A 15,791-nucleotide genomic window follows, 5' to 3' on the forward strand; every position below is an offset into this window, starting at 1 on the left:
GCGTCACCGCCGTTGGCAGGCCGGCGGCGACGTCGGCCGCAAAGCTCGGGCCGGACAGAACGGCGACGGGATGGCCCGGCAGTTCGGCCTCTACCACGGCGGAGGCGAAAAGGCCGGTGTCGCGCTCGATGCCCTTGGAACAGAGCACCAGCGCCGTGCCGGGCGGCAGATGCGGCGCCATTTCGCGGCTGGCGGCGCGCAGCGCCTGGGCCGGCAGAACGAGAAGCGCGATCTCCGCGCCCGCCAGGGCCGCGCCGAGATCGCTCGTGGCATTAAGGCTCTTGGGCAGCGCGATGCCGGGGAGATAGCGCGGGTTTTCGTGACGCTCGGCGATGGCACGAACGGTCTCGGCATCGCGAGCATAGAGCGCGACCGGCTCGCCGCCGCGCGCCCGCATGGCGCCGAGCGCGGTGCCCCAGGCGCCGCCGCCGATGATGCAGACGCCGCCGCTCATGCCTTGGCGCCCCGCTTGCCGAAGCCGACCAGCGGCGCGGCCGTCTCGTCCAGCGGCCAGCGCGGCCGCACGGGGGCGGAAAGCGGATCGGTGAGCCCGGCTTCCAGCCGCTCCAGACCGGCATAGGCGATCATCGCCGCGTTGTCGGTGCAGAGTTTGAGCGGCGGCGAGACGACGCGCACGCCATGGCGCGCGGCAACCTCCTCCAGCGCGGCGCGGATCTCGCCATTGGCCGCGACGCCGCCGGCCACCGCCAGCGCAGGCTCGGCCAAGTCGGGATAAGCGGCGCGAAAGCGCTGCAGGGCGAGCGTCACGCGGTCTCGCACGCTCTCGGCCGCCGCGCGCTGGAAGCCGGCGCAGAGATCGGCCACGTCCCCCTCGCTCAAGGGCGCATGGGCCAGCGCTAGCTGGCGCACCGCCGTCTTGAGGCCGGAGAAGGAAAAGTCGAGCCGCTTCTCGCCGCGCAGCGGCCGGGGCAGGTCGAAGCGTGCGGCCTTGCCCTGTGCTGCCATGCGTTCGACGCTGGGTCCGCCGGGATGGGGCAGTTCCAGGAGCTTGGCCGTCTTGTCGAAGGCCTCGCCCAGCGCGTCGTCGATCGTCGTTCCCCAGCGCTCGTAGCGCCCGAGGCCGGAGACGAGAAGGATCTGCGTGTGGCCGCCGGAGACGAGCAGCAGGAGATAGGGATAGGGAAGCGCGTCGGTGAGCCGGGGGGTCAGCGCATGGCCCTCCAGATGGTTCACGGCAAGGAAGGGCAGGCGGCGCGAAGCGGCGATGCTCTTGCCGACCATGGCGCCGACGATCAGCCCGCCGACGAGCCCCGGCCCGCTGGTGGCGGCCACGGCGTCGATCCGGTCCAGCGTCACGCCCGCCTCCGAAAGCCCGGCCTCCACCACGCCGCCGATGCTTTCGGCATGGGCGCGGGCGGCGATCTCCGGCACCACGCCGCCGAAGGCCGCGTGCTCCTCGATCTGGCTGAGCACGACATTGGACAGGATCACCGGCCGCCCGTCGGCCCCGCGCCCGACGACGCTCGCTGCCGTCTCGTCGCAGCTCGTCTCGATGCCGAGAACCAGCGGACGAAGGGTCGAGGGCGGGGGCGAGGCGGAGGCGGGCAAGGGCGGGCTTTCCTGACGCGGGGGCGGTGCACGGGTTTCGTTTCCTCGCGAAGTAACGATTCCCTTGGCGTTTCGCCAGCGCTTCCAACTCGGCCCTGGGTTTCGCGCCGCGCGCCGGCCCCGTGCTGGATCGGGCAAGGCGCCGGTCGGGTTCACCGGCGCGGCGCTTCGGTGTGATCGGCCGGAAAGCTAGGCGCGGAGGAGAGGGTCCTTGGAGGCTGTTTGGAAACTCGGTGGTGGGGGGCAGGCGAGGGATTTTCCTTGGGCTCGCAAAGCGCCAAACTTGAGTGATGCGAAGGGTGCGTCGGCGAGGATTGGCAACGGTCCGTGCGGACGGGCGAAACATCTCCCGCGCTCGCGCGCCTCGGATGCGCTTGCGCGGCATGTCTTCCCCCGAGCAATGGCGGAAAAGCGCTGGCGGACCGACCCGACCGGGGTTGTCAAACAGTCTCTTAACACCTGCCCCACGACCCCGTCGGCCTTTCCCCGGTCGTTCCACGGGCGAGCCGAGCCGCGCAGCCGGACGGTCTGCAAAAGCGCGGGGATGTCCTGCCCGTCCGCCGGCCTCGCTGCCCATCCTCGCCAATGGTCGCCTCGCAGTCCTCACGTCCGGCGCGTTGCGAACGGCCAAACCTCACGCGGTGGCTGAACTCCGCCATGGTCGAACAGGCCGGTAATTCGGCCGGCATGACGACGGCCGGGGGCGGCCGCGACCCCGCGCAAGCCCTGTTCATGGCCGAAAACAGTCTCTAGAGAACTTCCAAGTTTCAGGAAGGCCGAGACATGACCCAACCCATCCGCATCGGCACGCGCGGCAGCCGCTTGGCGCTGGCGCAGGCAGAGGAGGTGCGCGCGCGCCTGATGGCGGCGCATGGCTTGGCCGAGGATGCCTTCGCGATCACCGTGATCTCGACCTCGGGGGATCGCATCCAAGACCGCGCCCTGTCGGAAGCGGGCGGCAAGGGGCTCTTCACCAAGGAGATCGAGGAGGCGCTGCTAGATGGGCGGATCGATCTCGCCGTTCATTCCTCCAAGGACATGGCGACCCATGTGCCGGACGGGCTCTCGCTCGCCGCCTATCTCCCGCGCGAGGACGTGCGCGACGTCTTCATCGGCCGCCGGGTGCGGCGGATCGCCGACCTGCCCCAGGGCGCGCGCGTCGGCTCGGCCTCGCTGCGCCGTCAGGCGCTCCTGCGCCGCATCCGGCCCGATCTCGAACTCGTGATCTTTCGCGGCAACGTGCAGACGCGCCTTGCCAAGCTGGAAGCGGGCGAGGTGGAGGGCACGCTTCTGGCGCTGGCGGGCCTCAAGCGCCTGGGCGACGAGCGCTTCGCCGGCGAGATCCTCGACGCGGAGAGCTTCCCGCCGGCGCCGGGCCAAGGCGCGATCTGCGTCGAAACGCGGGAAGGGGACGGGCGCGTCGCCTCGCTGGTGGCGGCGATCGACCATCCCGACACCCATGGCGTGCTGAGCGCCGAGCGCGCCTTTCTCACCGTGCTCGACGGTTCCTGCCGCACGCCGATCGCCGCCCATGGCACGCTGGAGGGCGACCTGTTTCGCTTTCACGGCATGATCCTGACGCCGGACGGGTCGCAGATGCACGAGACGCGGGTCGAGGGCACGCGAGCCGAGGCCAGCCGGATGGCGGAGGACGCGGCGCTGCGCCTCGTGGCGCAGGCGGGCGCGGCCTTCTTCGAGGGCTGGCGGCGCTGAGCGGCCCGCTTCGCCCGACCCGTCTTCTCGTCGTGCGCGAGCGCGAGGACGGCGTGCGCACGCTGGCGCGCCTGAAGGAGGCGGGGCTCGACGCCGCGCTCCTGCCGCTGTCCGAGATCGTGCCGCTCCGCCCCGCCCCGCCGCCCGGCCCGTTTCGCGCGCTGGTCGCCACGAGCCGCCATGCCGTACCCTGGCTGGCGCGGCATTTCTCGGGCACCGATTGCCCCGTGCTGGCGGTCGGCGAGGCGACGGCCGGGGATCTCCGGCAGGCCGGCTTTGCCGACATCATCGAGGGCCAGGGGCGGGCGGGCGATCTCGTGGCGCTCGCCAAGGCTCTGGCGGAGGGCGAGGGGGCTGCGTTTCTCTATGCTGCCGGCCGGGTGCGCCTGCCCGAGCTCGAAGCGGGCTTCGCGGCGGCGGGGCTCTCGCTTCAAGTGGCGGAGGTCTACGACACGCGGCCCCGCGCGCCCAGCGAAGGGGAGTTGGCAAGGCTCGGCCTCGGCGGCCCGTTCGGGGGCGTGCTGCTCCTGTCGCGGGGGCAGGCGCAGGCGGCGGAGCGCCTCGTTCGCGAGGTGCCCGACCTTCTGTCGCGGGATGCCAGCTTCTTCTGTTTGTCGGAGGCGATCGCACTGGAACTTTCGCCGCAGTTTGGAAAGAATGCAGTCTGGGCCGCGCGTCCCACGCTGGCGTCGCTGATCGAGGCGATCCATCGGGGGCACGAGCGGCCCGGTCGATAATCTTTTCGTTGCAGCTTGCGCAGCGCACGCTAGATCAGGACGTTGACTCGTCCGAACCATCGGCCGAAGGGAATTTGGCTCAAGCCGGCCGGTTCATGCGGCGGCCGCCGCCCGTGGGATGCGACATGAAGGAGTTCTCGGATGGCCAATCGTCCGCGCCGGTCCAAGCCAGGCGCACGACCGGAAACCACGATCGACCTCGAGGCCGAGCGGATCGCCAAGGCCGGGGGCGCTGAGAACGGCGCAGACATGGGCTCCGCGTCGGGGGCCGAACAGGACGAGACGGTTTCGATGAACGACAAGACCAAGCAGGGCGACCCCAGCCAGACGCCGGAGGAGCGCCACGAAGAGGCGCTTTTGTCCGCCACGGCGGACAGCGCCGCCGAGCGTGAGCGCAAGAACGAGATTGCCACCGGCAGCGCCTCGGCCGACGCGTTGGCAGGCGCCGAGCCCGCCACCGTGGCGGACCCGCTGACAACGGCCCCCGTCCAGCCGGACGCGGCCGAGCCGCTGACGACGGGCGAGCCGGTTTCGGCCTCGTCGTCCGAGCCGGTCTTTTCCGCCCCCTCCGAGCCTGCGACCTCGCCCGAGGGCGCGCTGCTGGGCGAGACGGCGAAGCACGACGAGATCGCAAAGCACGAAGACGCGACGACGGACGGCGCGATTGCGGGCGAGCCCGTTTCCGAGCCGGCCGCCGAGTTTGCCCGCGAAGAGGGCTTTGCCGGCAAGAAGCGCGACCTCGGCGAGTTCGAGGATGACGAGACCGTTCTGCCCGCTGCCCATCCCGAGCCCGCAGGGCCGGACCCGCTGACCTCCAGCCCCTATCACGCGGCGGCCGGCACCACCCATGGCGACGGGCGCGGCCCGGGCTTCGGCCCGCTGCTCGGCGCCGGGCTTCTGGGCGCGGCCATCGCGCTCGGCGGCGGCGCGGCTCTGCTTTACTCCGGCGTGGTGAGCCCGCCGGCCGCGCAGGTCCAGCCGGCGCAGACCCAGCAATTCGCCACTGCCGGCGAAGTGCAGAAGCTGACCGGCGACATCTCGACGCTGCGTGGCACGGTGGAGCAGCTCCAATCGGCCCAGGCGGCCGGCGGTGCCGGCTCGGGCAATGTCTCGCGCACCGAGTTCACCCAGCTGTCCGACCGGGTGGCCGCCAACGAGCGCTACGCCCAGACCAACGGCGATTCGGCCGCCGCCGCCGCGCAGGCCAACGACGCGGCCAATGCCGCGCGCGAAACCGCGACCCGGGCCGAGACCGCCGCCAACGAAGCACGCGACACCGCAGGCCGGGCCGAAACGGCCGCGACCTCCGCCCAGTCCGCCGCGCAGAACGCGCAGCAGGCCGCGCAGAACGCCCAGACCGCCGCCAACGACACGCGCGAAGCGGTGAACGGCTTCGGCTCGCGCGTTCAGTCGATCGAGGAATCCAACCGCCGCGCCGCCATCGCGCTTTCGGCCGCTGGGCTGAAGGGCGCGATCGACAGCGGCAGGCCCTTCATGCAGGAGCTGGAAAGCTTCGCCGGCGCCAGCGGCAATGGCGGCGAATCCGTCGCCTCCTTGCGCAACTTCGCCGCCTCCGGCGTGCCCACCGTCTCGGCCCTCGCGGCCGAATGGAACGAGGCGGAAACGCGCATTCTCGCCGCGCTTCGTCCAGTGGACTCCACCGCCGATGTCGGCACGCAGGTCCTTTCGGGGCTGCGCTCGCTCGTCACCGTGCGCCCCGCCGGCTCCAGCGTCGGCACGGATGCGCCGGGGCCGGAATCGGCCGTCGCGCGCATGGACAAGGCCATCGAGGGCGGCGACTTCGCCGCCTGGCTGAAGGAATGGGACACGCTCCCCGAGGCCGCCAAGTCGGCCTCGCAGACCTTCGCCGACAAGGTTCGCGCCCGCGCCAATGCGGACGATCTGATTCGCCAGACCATCAACAGCGCCGTCGGCGCTTCCGCGTCGCAGGGCTGACATGCTGCGTATCCTCGCATTCTTCCTCGTCGTTCTCGCGGGTGGCCTGGGCTTCGCCTGGCTGGCCGACCATCCCGGATCGGTCTCGATCCTCTGGCAGGGCCAGGAGGTCGGCACGAGCTTCACGGTCTTCGTGATCCTGCAGCTCGCGCTTCTCTTCGCCGCTATCCTCCTGTTCTGGCTGGTGCGCGGCTTCTTCAAGGCGCCGGATCGGGTTTCGCGCTTCTTCTCCGGCCGTCGGCGGGACAAGGGCTACCGTGCCCTGTCGGCCGGCATGATCGCGGCCGGGGCGGGCGATGCCGTCACCGCGCGCCGCCTCGTCAAGCAGGCGCAGAAGCAGCTCGCCAACCGGCGCGAGCCGATGGTGCGCTTCCTCGACGCGCAGACCGCCTTGATCGAGGGCGACCACGCCAAGGCGCGCTCGCTGTTCGAAACGCTGGAAGGCGATCCCGAGACTCGTCTCGTCGGCCTTCGCGGCCTGTATCTCGAAGCCGAGCGGCTGGGAGACCGGGAAGCGGCGCGCGGCTATGCCGAGCGGGCCGTTCGCATCGCGCCTCATGTGCCTTGGGCCGGCGGCGCCGTGCTCGACCTCAAGGCCGCGCAGGGCGACTATGACGGCGCGCTCGCCATCCTGGAAGCGCAGCGCGACTCGCGCCTCGTGGACAAGGCCGAGAGCCGCCGCCTGCGGGCCGTGCTGCTCACCGGCAAGGCGCAGGACCTCGCCGACAGCGATCCGACGGGCGCGCGCAACGCCGCGCGCGAGGCGCAGAAGCTGGCGCCCGATCTGGTGCCGGCGGCCGTGATCGCGGCGCGCGCCATGGTTCGCCTCAATGAGCACCGTCAGGCGCAGAAGGCGCTGGAGGCGGGTTGGAAGGCGCAGCCGCATCCCGAGCTCGCCGCGCTCTATATCCACCTGTGGCCCGGCGACGGCGTCGCCGAGCGGCTGAAGCGCGCGCGCCATCTGGCGAGCCTCAATCCCGGCCATGTCGAGTCGCGCCTGGCGCTGGCTCGCGCAGCGCTGGATGCGCGCGAGTTCGGCACGGCCCGGGTCGAGGCCATGGCCGCGGCCGAGGACGCGCCGCGCGAATCGGCCTATCTCCTGCTCGCCGACATCGAGGACGCCGAGACCGGCAACGACGCGCTGGTGCGCCAGTGGATGAGCCGCGCGCTTCATGCGCCGAAGGACCCGTCCTGGAGCGTCGACGGCGCCCCGGCCGAGGGCTGGCGTGCGGTTTCGCCCACCACGGGCCGGCTCGACGCCTATACGTGGTCGGTGCCTCACGAGGGCGACCCGGAGCTGGTGCAGCGGGTCGGGCGCATGCTGCGCGGCATGCAGCCGGCGCCCAGCAACGACCCCGGCCGGCGCGTCTTCATCGACGCCCGTCTGCCGCCGGAAGAACAGGCTGCCGCGTCCGCGCCGGCCACCGACCTCGGCAAGGACGAGCTGCCACGCAAGGACGAGACGCCCCTGGAGCGCAGCCCCGCCGCCTGAAGGCGCAAGAGCCAGCCGCCCAGCGCGGCAGACACGACACACACGGCCCGGAGCGCAGACGCTCCGGGCCGTTTTCGTTTGCATGTGCGAGAACCCCGGGCGAAAGTTTTGAACTCGCTTCCGTTCAGGCCGTTTCACCGGGGCGAGGGCTTCTCCCGCCCGCTCGAATCCTTCGACAGCCAATCCGGACGCCGCCCATGCTCGACGCCTTCAAGGACTTCCTGCGCTCTCTCTCGGGCGAGCCGATCGGCCGGGGCGGCAACGAGGACAACCCGCTGGTCGCGGCGGCGGCGCTCCTGTTTCACGTGGCCGAGGCGGACGGGACCTTGAGCGAGGTGGAAGGCGCCAAGCTGCGCGATCTCCTGACCCGCGAATATGGGCTCGACCCCTGGCGCGCCGAGCAGGTGCGCCGCGCCGGGCGCGAGGCCGATGCCGAGGCGGTGGACCTCTTCCGCTTCACCAATGTCCTCATGCGCCATTGGAGCGCGGAGGAACGCGTGCGCTTCGTGGAGCTTCTTTGGGAGGTCGTCTTCGCCGATGGCGAGGTGCACGAGCTGGAGGACAACACGATCTGGCGCGTCGCCGAGCTTCTCGGCGTGTCCGGGCGCGAGCGAATGCTCGCCAAGCGCGAGGCGCAGACAAGAGTGCAGACGCAAGAGCATGGCTGATCATCTTCCCTCCTTTCGGCCGGAATCCGCCATCGAGGGCGGCGCCGACGCCGCGCCCGAAAGCGGCTCGAGGTCGCAGGCCGTCGCGCCGCTGAAGCGCTTCACGCTGCGCGATCCCGGCGAGGCGAGACCGGTTCTGGTGGTCCTGCATCAGGAAACCTCGACGCCCGGCCGCATCGGGCAGATCCTGGAAGCCGCCGGCGTTCCGCTCGACATCCGCCGCCCGGTCCTGGGCGAATCGCTGCCCCGGACGCTGGACGCGCATCGCGGCGCCGTCGTGTTCGGCGGGCCGCCGAGCGCCAACGACCAGGAGCCGCATCTGCGTCAGGAGATCGACTGGCTCGACGTGCCGCTGCGCGAGGACCGCCCCTTTCTGGGCATCTGCCTCGGCGCGCAGATGCTGGCCAAGCATCTCGGCGCGACGGTCGCGCCGCACCCGGACGGGCTGGTGGAGGTCGGCTACTATCCCATGCAGGCGACGTCGGCGGGGCGCGCGCTGATGCCGGGCTGGCCCGGCATGGTCTATCAATGGCACCGCGAGGGCTTCACCCTGCCCCACGGCGCGACGCTGCTGGCGGAGGGCGACGACGCCTTTCCCAACCAGGCCATGCGCTATGGCGACAAGGCGTATGGCGTGCAGTTCCACGCCGAGCTGACGCTCGCCATGCTGCATCGCTGGACCACGCACGGCCATTCCCGCCTGTCGCTGCCCGGCGCGCAGGCCCGGCGCGAGCACTTCACCGGCCGCGCCATCCACGACGCGCCAGTCAAGCGCTGGCTGGAGCAGTTTCTGGCGCTGATCTTTGGCCGCGAGACGAGCGGCGAGACGCTGGCCGAGCCGCCGCGCGGCTAGGTAAGGCGCGGTGGGGCGGGACTCACCTGCTGAGCAGGCCCACATTCTTGGTGTTGCAAGTTCATGGGGCCTGCCGCCTGTTTTGCGGCGGGGCTGTTCGCTTCGCCGGGCAGGCTTTGGAGTACGGGGCCGGCTCGGCCCGGGCCGTCAGCGGACCAGATCGGCCATCGCGCAGCCCAGCGCCGCCATCAGGTCGGCGGGGCGGAGGCGGATCTGGAGGCCGCGCTGGCCGCCGTTCAGATAGATCTCGTCATGGAGCACCGCCAACTCGTCGAGAATGGTCGGAACGGGCTTGCGCTGACCCAGAGGGCTGATGCCGCCGACCTTGTAGCCGGTCAGGCGCTCGGCCTCGGTCGGCTTCATCATATGCGCCGCCTTGCCGCCGAGCGCTGCCGCGAGCTTCTTCATGTTCACCTCCTCGTCGGAGGGCACGATGACGCAGACCGGCTTGCCGTCGAGCTCCGCCATCAGCGTCTTGAACACCTGCGAGGGCGGCGCGCCGATGGCCTCTGCGGCCTGCAGCCCCACCCGTTCGGCATCGGGGTCGTAATCATAGGTCACGAGGGCGAAGGCGACGCCCGCTCGGGTCAGGGCCAAAGTGGCCGGGGTGCTCTTGGACATGGCGTTTCCGCTTGTGCTGCCGGGCGACGGGCTCTCAGAGAAGCCGCGTGCGCCGAGCCATGGCTTAGAGCCTGTCACGGACCCCTTGCAAGGTTTGGCGGCGGTGAAGCGGGATCGATCGTCGCACCCCACGGACTCTTCGGCTTCGCAAGACACCGGCTCCCCGTGGGCGACTTGCCCCGACAGGATCGGGCGCCCTCAGGAGCGGTGGTGCCGGCTGGACCCGCCCCCCCCCCAGCGCTCGGCCGCAGACGGCCGTCGTTGCGGGGTAGGTCCCCCCTCGCGCCCGCAGCTGGAAGCCAAGCGAGCGCTCTGGCCTTTACGCGTGCTTTGCACAAGCGGGTGTATGAAGGGACTTGAGAGAATGCGGACCAGGCCGGCCGGCGCGCACGCGGCCGCTTTTTGAGCAGAATGCGAGGCTTCATGTCGACCTACGACCTCATCGTGATCGGAAGCGGCCCTTCGGGTCGCCGGGCGGCCGTGCAGGCGGCCAAGCTGGGGCGCTCCGTGCTCGTGGTGGAGCGCAACCGCCGGGTCGGCGGCGTGTCCGTCCACACCGGCACCATCCCGTCCAAGACCATGCGCGAGACCGTGCTCAATCTTTCGGGCTGGCGCGAGCGTGGCTTCTACGGCCGGGCCTACCGGGTGAAGCAGGACATTTCCGCCGCCGACATCCGCGCGCGCATGGAAAAGACCCTGGAGCACGAGGTCGACGTGCTCGATCATCAGTTTGCCCGCAACGGCGTGAAGGTCATGCGCGGCGAAGCCTCGTTCCGCTCGGCGCACGAGCTGGTGATCCGCAGCGAGGGCGAGGACGAGCGCGTCGTCTCCGCCCATTTCATCCTGATCGCGGTCGGCACCAAGCCCTTCCGGCCGGACTATGTGCCCTTCAACGGCACCAATGTCTTCGATTCCGATGAGATCGTCGCGGTGCCCAAGCTGCCGCGCTCCATGACGGTGATCGGCGCCGGCGTCATCGGCGTCGAATATGCCACGATCTTCTCCGCGCTGGAGGTGCAGGTGACGCTGGTCGAGCCGCGCGCCACCTTCCTCGACTTCGTCGACAAGGAGCTGATGGAGGATTTCGTCCACGACCTGCGCGACCGCAACGTGTCGCTGCGCCTGGGCGCCGAGGTGACGAAGATCGAGTTCGACGGCGCCGGACGCCCGGTCTGCCGCATCGCCACGGGCCGCGACGTGACGAGCGACATGCTGCTCTTCGCCGCCGGCCGCATGGGCGCGACGGACGATCTGAACCTTGCCGCCGCCGGGCTGGAGGTGGACCGGCGCGGGCGCATCGCGGTGAACGAGAAGACGCTGCAGACCGCCGTGCCGCATATCTACGCCGCCGGCGACGTGATCGGCTTTCCCTCGCTCGCCTCGACCTCGATGGAGCAGGGGCGCCTCGCCGCCTGCCACGCCTTCGGCCTGGAGCCGCCCCCGGCGCCCGAGTTCTTTCCCTACGGCATCTATTCCGTGCCGGAAATCTCGACGGTCGGCATGAGCGAGGAGGAGGTGCGCAAGCGCGGCATTCCCTACGAATGCGGCATCGCGCGCTTCCGCGAAACCTCGCGCGGCCACATCATGGGCCTCGACCGGGGCATGATGAAGATGATCTTCTCCAAGAAGACGCGCCGGCTGCTCGGCGTCCACATCGTGGGCGAGGGCGCGACCGAGCTGATCCATATCGGTCAGGCCGTCCTCAACCTGAAGGGGACGATCGACTATTTCATGGACAACACGTTCAACTACCCGACCCTCGCCGAGGCCTACAAGATCGCCTCGCTCGACGCCTGGAACCGCGCCTTCGCACCCGGCCCCGGCGTCGCCGCCCATGCGGTGAGCGAGGCCGAGGCGCATGAGCGCCAGGAGGAGCACGAGGCGCAGGAACTCGGCGAGGCCGTCCACTGACACGCGACTGAGACAGGCGAGCCCTTCATGGAAAAAGGCCGGAGCGGGGATGCCGCTCCGGCCTTTTTCGGTTTCTGGCGCCCTGAAGCCGAGACTCAGCCGAGCGGCACGGCGCCCGTCAGCACGGCGCCCACCAGCATGAAGCCGGCGAGAAGGGCGGCGAAGGGCAGGGCGAAGCGCTGCAGGGAGCCAGTCTCCACCTCCGACAGGTTGGTCAGCACGTAGAGCGCCGGCACGAGCGGGCTCAGCATGTGCATGGGCTGGCCGACCAGCGAGGCGCGGGCGATGACGTCTACCGGAATGCCATAGGCCCGCGCCGCTTCTGCCAGAACCGGAACCACGCCGAAATAGAAGGCATCGTTCGACAGGAAGAAGGTGAAGGGCCCGCTCACCACCGCCGTGATCAACGGGATGTAGGTGCCCGCCGATTCGGGGATGAGATAGATCACGCTCTTGGCGAGCGCGTCGGTCATGCCCGTGCCCTGCAGGATGCCGGTGAAGACGCCGGCGCCGAAGATCACGGCCACCACCGACAGGGCGCTGCCGGCATGGGCCTCGATGCGCTCGCGCTGGTCGCGGATGCGCGGGAAGTTCACGGTGATTCCGATCGCGAAGGCGATCATGAACACCAGCGCCAGCGGCAGGATGTCGGCCACCAGAAGCACGAGAAGCGCGGCGGTCAGCCCCAGGTTAAAGAGCTGGAGCCAGAGCGGTCGGCTCACCACGGCGCGGCGGGTGGCAAGAATCTGGCTCATCGGCGTCTGCTCGTCCGAGACCGCCATGCCGCCAGCGCTAGCAAGGCGGCGGCGCTCCTTGAGGCCGAAATAGAAGGCGATCATCACCGCGCCGCAGCAGGCGAGCACGATGGCCGGGATCAGCGGCACGAAGACCTGGCTCGGCTCCAGATGCAGCGAGGCCATGACGCGCGCCGTCGGCCCGCCCCAGGGGGCGATGTTGATGATCGCGTTGGGCAGGATTGTCACCGCCGGCAGGATCAGCGGATTGATGCCGAGGCTGCGATGCAGCGGCATCATGGCGGTGACGCAGATCAGGAAGGTGGTGGAGCCGTCGCCATCGAGCGAAACCACCATGGCGAGCAGCGCCGAGCCGACGATGACCCGCAGCGGATCGCCGTGGCAGATGCGCACCACGAGCCGCACCAGCGGATCGAACAGGCCGACATCGATCATCAGCCCGAAATAGAGAATGGCGAAGAGCAGGAGCGCGGCGGTCGGCGCGATGCGGCGCAGCCCGTCCACCACCATGACCGGAATTTCCGGCCCGAAACCGCCGATCAGGGCGAAGAGCATGGGAATGAGAATGAGCGCGATCAGCGCGGACAGGCGATTGCTCATGACCGCGGTCATGAACACCGCGATCATCGCATAGGCGAGAAGGGTCAACATATCCGGTTCGTTCGGTGCGCCGCCGAGGGGAAGGGTCCCCGGCGGCATCGGGTGAAAGGAAGCGTCTTTGGAACGTGTCCAGACTCCCTAGCCGATCCTGTCGCACCTATCTATTGAGCCGCACCATTTCGATGCGAGGCGAGGCGTCCCGGACACCCTTCGCTCATGTCCCCTTTGGCGCGCCTCGCCGAGGCGAGCTTTTGCCCGACTCTGCCTGCGCCTATTCGCGCGCCGCAAGGCTTCGCGCCTGCCGCAGCTGCGGGAAGGCGGCGGACCAGACGGCGGCGACGGCGACCGTCGCCAAGCCGCCGATCACCACCGCCGGCACGGCCCCGAGCCAGGCCGCCATGAGCCCGGCGCGGAACTCGCCGAGCTCGTTGGAAGCGCCGACGAAGATGCCGTTCACGGCGTTGACGCGCCCGCGCACCTCGTCCGGCGTCCAGAGCTGGAGCAGCGTCTCGCGGATATAGACCGAGATCATGTCGGCCGCGCCCATCAGCGCCAGCGCGACCACCGACAACCAGGGCGTGACGGAAAGGCCGAACAGGACGGTGAAGACGCCGAACAGGGCGACGAACAGGAACATCACATGCCCGGCGCGGTCGCGCACGGGATGGGCGGCGAGCCAGGCGGCGGTCGCGATGGCGCCGACGCCGGGCGCGGCGCGCAGAAGCCCCGCGCCCCAGGGGCCGACGGCGAGAACGTCATGAGCGAAGACCGGCATCAACGCCACCGCGCCGCCGAGCAGCACGGCGAAGAGATCGAGCGAGATCGCGCCGAGCACGACCTTTTCCCGAAAGATGAAGCGGAAGCCGGCGACCACGGTGCGAAGATTGGCCGGCTCGCCCGACACATGCTGCGTGGGCGCGGGGATCGACAGGACGAGACCCGAGCCGACCAGAAACAGAACCAGCGCCGTGCCGTATGCGCCGCTCGGCGACAGGCCGTAGAGAAGGCCGCCGGCGACCGGGCCGACGATCGAGGCGATCTGCCAGGAGGAGGAGTTCCAGGCCACTGCGTTGGCCAGCTCGTCCCGGCTCACGAGATTGACCACGAGCGAGGAGGCGGCGGGGCCGAAAAAGGCGCGGGCGATGCCGAAGACCACGAGAATGGCGAAGACCGGCAGGGGCGAGACGAGACCCGTCAGCGTGAGGCCGAGCAGCACGGCCGCCCCGCAAGCCTCGCCCAGGATCGACAGGCCCATGATCCAGCGCCGTGAATAGCGGTCCGCCACCGGCCCGGTGACGAGAACCAGCGCGAGCGCGGGCAGGAACTGGCACAGGCCGACGAGGCCGAGGTCGAACGGATCGCGCGTCAGCGCGTAGATCTGCCACGTCACCGACACGGAGACGATCTGCACCGCGAAGGCGGCAAAGAAGCGGGCCAGCCAGTATCGAAGAAACCGGCGGTTGCGAAAGGCGGCGAAGCGATCCTCGACCGGCGCGTGGACCGGCTCTTCGGCCGGATCGGGAGAAAGGGTCTCGTCGCTCTGCATCAGCGGATTCCGGCCCGTTCTCTCGCGTTTCGGCCCGGCGGCTTGGCCGACCTCCGGCGCGCCCTTGGGGGCGCTTGCGGGGGTCGGGGCGCGGGCTTCATCGGAGCGGCCGCCTTTCGAAGAAAATGAGGGTCCGACAGCGCGGGCGAAGGGCGCCGGCTTCCGGGAGGGAAGACGACGGGGTGTTCTCGGGCGCGACCGCGCTCGCCCGAAAGGCGAACGCGGCTGCGGCACAAGCTCATAAGCTCACAGTCGGCGTCAAGTCTCGACGGCTCGTTCGATTCGGCGCCGACGCAATATCGAACGAAGAGGGAAACGCCGAAGGCGAGGAGGCTCCCGCGGGCCGACTCGATTCGGAAACGTGGGCAAGGCCGAGCCCGTCCGGGTTGAATCGATTAGCCTTGAATCTGTGGTTCTACGCGAACTTCCTGCACTGGTTGTCGCCCGAGCCACTTGGCGATGAGTCAGGCCCAGCGCGACATAAGGAAGCATTCACCGCGTTCCGAGGTCTCGCCAGGGCTTCACCGATTGGCAGTCTTCTTGGGACTTCATGGGCCCAACAGAGGGGAGACTGCAGGCCGATGAGACTTTCGATCCGGACGAAGCTGGCGGGCGCCTTTGCGCTGACGGTGGGGATGAGCTTGGCGCTGGGAGCCGTGGGCGCCTATAATCTGACGGTCGCCAGCGCGCGCCTGGAAGAGCTGCGCTCTGGCCCGATGCAGCAGAACGAGCGGCTCATGACCGTTCGCGCCTATGTGTCCGACATCGGCCGTCTTCTCAACACGATGGACTCGGTCGATAACGACGGCGTCTTCAAGGACATGGAAGCCTCGGTCGCCGAGCGCGGCAAGTCCACCCTGGACATGCTGGCCGAGTATCGCGCCGCCGCGCCCAAGACCGAACTTCCCTCGGTGGATTCGCTCAAAGGCGCGGTGGAGACTTATCTCGGCATGTCCCGGCAGGTCATGGATCTGCTGCGCACGGCGCGCGCCGACCCGGCCGGGCAGGCGGACGCGGCGGCAAACGCCCGCTCCCTGATGGGCGGCGGCATGCAGCCGAGCATGGCCTCGATGATCAACCAACTGAAGACGCAGCTCGGCCGCGAGAAGAAGCGCACGGACGCGCTCGCAGCCCAGACCGACGCCAACTCCCGCCTCGCCTTGATGCAGATGTTGGCGCTGGTCGCCGGCGCGGTGGTGCTGGGTCTCGTCGTGGCGACCTGGCTTGGCCTGTCGATCTCGCGCGGCTTGAAGCGCTCGGTGGACCTCGCCCGCCAGATCGGCTCGGGTGACTTGACGCACACGATCCGGGCCAAGGGCTCGGACGAGATCGCCGAGTTGCAGCGCGCCATGGGCGACATGACCACCAAG

At 69.9% G+C, this 15,791-nt stretch carries 13 protein-coding genes; 8 read left to right on the forward strand and 5 right to left on the reverse strand.

From position 1 onward, the window contains the following. Positions 1–454 (reverse strand): 2-dehydropantoate 2-reductase N-terminal domain-containing protein (locus AUL32_RS12645; protein WP_244497858.1); only part of this gene is annotated, 454 nt, incomplete at its 3' end. Beyond that, positions 451–1,569: a tRNA (adenosine(37)-N6)-threonylcarbamoyltransferase complex transferase subunit TsaD gene (gene tsaD / locus AUL32_RS12650; RefSeq protein WP_192847461.1), complete on the reverse strand. Its 1,119-nt coding sequence runs from the start codon at positions 1,567–1,569 to the stop codon at positions 451–453. The genes AUL32_RS12645 and tsaD, both read right to left, overlap by 4 nt. Before the next feature lie 783 nt (positions 1,570–2,352). Between tsaD and hemC the strand changes: the two genes are divergently transcribed. The 6 genes from hemC (at position 2,353) to AUL32_RS12680 (ending at position 8,988) form a co-directional block, all read left to right on the forward strand. After that, the gene (gene hemC, locus AUL32_RS12655; protein WP_062115511.1) at positions 2,353–3,282 is read left to right on the forward strand and encodes a hydroxymethylbilane synthase; all 930 of its coding nucleotides are present in this window, start codon (positions 2,353–2,355) and stop codon (positions 3,280–3,282) included. Between the two features lie 32 nt (positions 3,283–3,314). Further along, entirely contained in the window at positions 3,315–4,019 is a 705-nt protein-coding gene (locus tag AUL32_RS12660; protein ID WP_062115514.1) for a uroporphyrinogen-III synthase, read from the forward strand. Positions 4,020–4,160: 141 nt separating this feature from the next. Continuing rightward, positions 4,161–5,975, forward strand: coding sequence for a hypothetical protein (locus AUL32_RS12665; RefSeq protein ID WP_062115517.1), 1,815 nt, complete (start codon positions 4,161–4,163; stop codon positions 5,973–5,975). 1 nt (position 5,976) lies between these two features. Further along, the gene (locus AUL32_RS26275) at positions 5,977–7,467 is read left to right on the forward strand and encodes a heme biosynthesis protein HemY (RefSeq protein WP_280137582.1); all 1,491 of its coding nucleotides are present in this window, start codon (positions 5,977–5,979) and stop codon (positions 7,465–7,467) included. Positions 7,468–7,664: 197 nt separating this feature from the next. After that, positions 7,665–8,135 (forward strand): TerB family tellurite resistance protein, encoded by a 471-nt coding sequence (locus tag AUL32_RS12675; protein ID WP_062115520.1) that lies wholly within the window; start codon positions 7,665–7,667, stop codon positions 8,133–8,135. After that, positions 8,128–8,988, forward strand: a complete 861-nt coding sequence (locus AUL32_RS12680; RefSeq protein WP_082659625.1) for a glutamine amidotransferase — start codon at positions 8,128–8,130, stop codon at positions 8,986–8,988. The genes AUL32_RS12675 and AUL32_RS12680 overlap by 8 nt, the downstream gene beginning before the upstream one ends. Positions 8,989–9,135: 147 nt before the next feature. On the opposite strand, the gene ybaK is transcribed toward AUL32_RS12680, so the two are convergent. Continuing rightward, positions 9,136–9,609 carry a Cys-tRNA(Pro) deacylase gene (gene ybaK, locus AUL32_RS12685; protein ID WP_062115523.1) on the reverse strand — a complete coding sequence of 158 codons (474 nt, stop codon included), beginning with the start codon at positions 9,607–9,609 and terminating at the stop codon, positions 9,136–9,138. Between the two features lie 423 nt (positions 9,610–10,032). Between ybaK and sthA the strand changes: the two genes are divergently transcribed. Beyond that, the gene (sthA, locus tag AUL32_RS12690) at positions 10,033–11,520 is read left to right on the forward strand and encodes a Si-specific NAD(P)(+) transhydrogenase (protein ID WP_244493264.1); all 1,488 of its coding nucleotides are present in this window, start codon (positions 10,033–10,035) and stop codon (positions 11,518–11,520) included. A gap of 95 nt (positions 11,521–11,615) precedes the next feature. Here sthA and AUL32_RS12695 read toward each other — a convergent pair whose 3' ends face one another. Both AUL32_RS12695 and AUL32_RS12700 read right to left on the reverse strand, forming a co-directional pair. Beyond that, positions 11,616–12,926, reverse strand: a complete 1,311-nt coding sequence (locus AUL32_RS12695; protein WP_062115526.1) for a CitMHS family transporter — start codon at positions 12,924–12,926, stop codon at positions 11,616–11,618. 220 nt (positions 12,927–13,146) lie between these two features. After that, positions 13,147–14,421, reverse strand: a complete 1,275-nt coding sequence (locus AUL32_RS12700; protein WP_062115529.1) for an MFS transporter — start codon at positions 14,419–14,421, stop codon at positions 13,147–13,149. A gap of 581 nt (positions 14,422–15,002) precedes the next feature. On the opposite strand from AUL32_RS12700, the gene AUL32_RS25630 reads away from it, so the two are divergent. Then, positions 15,003–15,791: HAMP domain-containing protein (locus AUL32_RS25630; RefSeq protein WP_192847462.1), on the forward strand; the 789-nt coding region annotated here is incomplete at its 3' end.

It is taken from the genome of Aureimonas sp. AU40 (genome assembly GCF_001463785.1).
In the GTDB taxonomy this organism is placed as follows: Bacteria; Pseudomonadota; Alphaproteobacteria; order Rhizobiales; family Rhizobiaceae; genus Aureimonas.

What these genes read in the sequence shown, in the direction of transcription:
- hemC (WP_062115511.1), top strand. Translation starts at nt 2,353, where the DNA reads ATGACCCAACCCATCCGCATCGGCACGCGCGGCAGCCGCTTGGCGCTG.
- ybaK (WP_062115523.1), bottom strand. Translation starts at nt 9,609, where the DNA reads ATGTCCAAGAGCACCCCGGCCACTTTGGCCCTGACCCGAGCGGGCGTC.
- sthA (WP_244493264.1), top strand. Translation starts at nt 10,033, where the DNA reads ATGTCGACCTACGACCTCATCGTGATCGGAAGCGGCCCTTCGGGTCGC.
- AUL32_RS12680 (WP_082659625.1), top strand. Translation starts at nt 8,128, where the DNA reads ATGGCTGATCATCTTCCCTCCTTTCGGCCGGAATCCGCCATCGAGGGC.
- AUL32_RS12675 (WP_062115520.1), top strand. Translation starts at nt 7,665, where the DNA reads ATGCTCGACGCCTTCAAGGACTTCCTGCGCTCTCTCTCGGGCGAGCCG.
- AUL32_RS26275 (WP_280137582.1), top strand. Translation starts at nt 5,977, where the DNA reads ATGCTGCGTATCCTCGCATTCTTCCTCGTCGTTCTCGCGGGTGGCCTG.
- AUL32_RS12700 (WP_062115529.1), bottom strand. Translation starts at nt 14,421, where the DNA reads ATGCAGAGCGACGAGACCCTTTCTCCCGATCCGGCCGAAGAGCCGGTC.
- AUL32_RS12695 (WP_062115526.1), bottom strand. Translation starts at nt 12,926, where the DNA reads ATGTTGACCCTTCTCGCCTATGCGATGATCGCGGTGTTCATGACCGCG.
- AUL32_RS12665 (WP_062115517.1), top strand. Translation starts at nt 4,161, where the DNA reads ATGGCCAATCGTCCGCGCCGGTCCAAGCCAGGCGCACGACCGGAAACC.